We start from the raw sequence: 2,627 nt of genomic DNA on the forward strand, positions 1-2,627 counted from the left end.
GAATGATCCATTTTCGAGTGATCCATGCCTTGCATATCGCCATGGTTCATTTTTGAATGATCCATTTTCGAGTGATCCATGCCTTGCATATTGCCGTGGTTCATTTTCGAATGATCCATTCCTGCATGATCACCGCCACCATGTCCCATATCTTCCATGGTCAAAAGTGAGCGTGGACGTGGTGCAGGCATATGAATGCCATGTGTCATAGGATTTAATTCATTGTGCAGTGTACCAATCGCATAGCCTGCACGGTCAATTGACTCAGCTTCAATTTGATAATGTCCGCCTTTGGGCTCCACAATCACATCATAAGTTTCAGCTGTGCCAATACGAAACTCATCCACAGCAACAGGTTTTACAGGCTGACCATCAGCACTGACCACAGTCATTTTCAAGTTAGGAATACGGACATCGTAGAAAGACATCGCAGATGCATTCACAAAACGTAGGCGAATTTTTTCATTCGGTTTAAACATTCCTGTCCAATTTTGTTCAGGTGTTTTGCCATTAATGAGGAAGGTATAACCTGTAACATCCGACATGTCGGTTTTTAGCATACGCATCTGATTCCACATTTTGCGGTCAGACCATGTCGCTTTTATGCCATCACGTTTAACCTGCTTCCAAACATCACCCAAGGTTTCACGCTGATCTTGATAATATTCAGCTGAAATTTTAAGATCTTTCTGAATTTGATCACTGGTTTTTTCATGAAAATCTGACAACATCACCACATAGTCACGTTCAGCTTTTTCATGTGCTGCCAATGGTGTTTTACCTTTTGGATAAATCACAAAAGAACCATATAAGCCGTCCTGTTCCTGTCCTTTAGAATGAGCGTGATACCAATAAGTCCCGCTTTGGCGAATCTTGAATTTATAAACATACTCGCTTTGAGGCTTAATACCGTTAAAACCATTAAATCCCGGTACACCATCCATAATGCCCGGCAACAACAGTCCGTGCCAATGAATAGAAGAATCTTGGTTTTTTAAATTATTTTTCACGCGAATGATGGCTTCATCACCCTCTTCAAACTCAAGCAAAGGCGCAGGAAATTGACCATTTACGGTAATGCGCTTTACAGGCTTTCCAGTTGGGCTGACCACTGCTTCATCAATAACAAGCTGATATTCACGCACTTCGGCAAAAACCAAAGGCGACGATGCAAAACAAATACCTGCTAATAGGTACGAACTAATTTTATGAGACATAACTTAACCTTAATTTTTGAAAAATAAATAAATTTTAAAAAAATTGGTTAAGTTTTAGGAGGACGTGAAATTTCTTGCCAATACCCATTTAGATATTGGTTGGGGTAATAAAAATTAGGCTGATCTATAGAATAGAAGGTATATAGGGGATCTAGCGAGCTTTGCAAAGAATGAAGACATGAGATCTGTGTCTGGCAGGATAAGCTAGAACATTCCTGACACTTTTTGTGATCTATATTCTGATTAAGAGCTAAATGATTATGGCAATCGGTATTCGTCTGTACTTCGTGATTAATACCATGTTGAGTGACTTGCTGTGCTTGATCTAAACAATGATCTTGGCTCATTTCAGTTTGCATATTGATATGCATTATCTTTACTGATGCAACAGACACACTACTCCATCCTATGGCAAAAACCATAAGAAAACAAAACCAAAGTTTTTTGGAGAGATGAGTCAACACGAATGCTATCTAGGAATAGAATTTAATCCAAAATATCTTAACGGAATTTCAAATATTTACAACCCAATATAATTTAGTAGTTTCTCTAAAAATAACATAATACACCTTATACGAAATTCTCTTTATTTATCTTTAAATTTCAGTATATTAGATCAAGCCGTTGTGGGGCATAGGGTACCAGAGCGGCTTTTTATTGATTATTTATGTTCCACGCTTAAAATTCGAACAATGTTTCATGATTTTTATAAGTTAAACTAAATTTAGTTGCCAATCCCAATAAGCTATTCACTAACTTGTAAATATCGGTATACCGCCTGACGACTAATCCCAAAAGCTTTTCCTAATGCCATTTTTGATGGATACTTCCCTTCCCTCCATGCTTGTCGTAAAGCTTCAGCTTGGTCAGGCTTTAGTTTATGCACCCGACCTTTGTACTTCCCCTGAGCAGAGGCGAGTTTTATTCCTTCCTTTTGCCGCTCTAAAATGATCTCACGTTCGAACTGTGCAAAAGCACCCATCAATTGCAGCATCAAATTATCCATCGGGGTGGATTCGGCCGTAAAAGTAATATTTTCTTTTACAAACTGGATGGCAATCCCTCGTTTGACCAGTTTATCTACTTCAGTGACCAAATCTTTCAGGCTTCGCGCAAAACGATCCATGGAATGTACAATCACCCTGTCCCCTTCCCGGACATAGTTCAACATTTCCTGAAATTTAGGTCGGTCAGTATTTTTACCTGAAGCACGGTCAACAAAAATCCGGTCGACTTCAATTCCCTCAAGTTGACGTCCAGTGTTTTGCTCGACAGAACTTACCCGGATATACCCTACTTTTTGGCCTTTCAATTTTTCAGGCACTGTTGCAAATAGGCTGACATGATAAGCTAAATATCTTATTTATTTCGAGATACAGCAGATGAATCCCTTCCACGGTCGGCACTTTC

2 protein-coding genes are annotated in these 2,627 nt (G+C 39.2%); both read right to left on the minus strand.

Translation table 11 applies throughout. The features are described from left to right. Window positions 1-1,217: multicopper oxidase domain-containing protein (locus NI469_RS15565; protein WP_253139515.1), on the minus strand; the 1,217-nt coding region annotated here is incomplete at its 3' end. 745 nt (window positions 1,218-1,962) lie between these two features. Beyond that, window positions 1,963-2,529 carry a recombinase family protein gene (locus NI469_RS15570; protein WP_004282172.1) on the minus strand — a complete coding sequence of 189 codons (567 nt, stop codon included), beginning with the start codon at window positions 2,527-2,529 and terminating at the stop codon, window positions 1,963-1,965. Window positions 2,530-2,627 lie beyond the last annotated feature (98 nt).

The sequence above is a fragment of the Acinetobacter lwoffii genome (genome assembly GCF_024129735.1).
Lineage (GTDB): Bacteria > Pseudomonadota > Gammaproteobacteria > Pseudomonadales > Moraxellaceae > Acinetobacter > Acinetobacter lwoffii_H.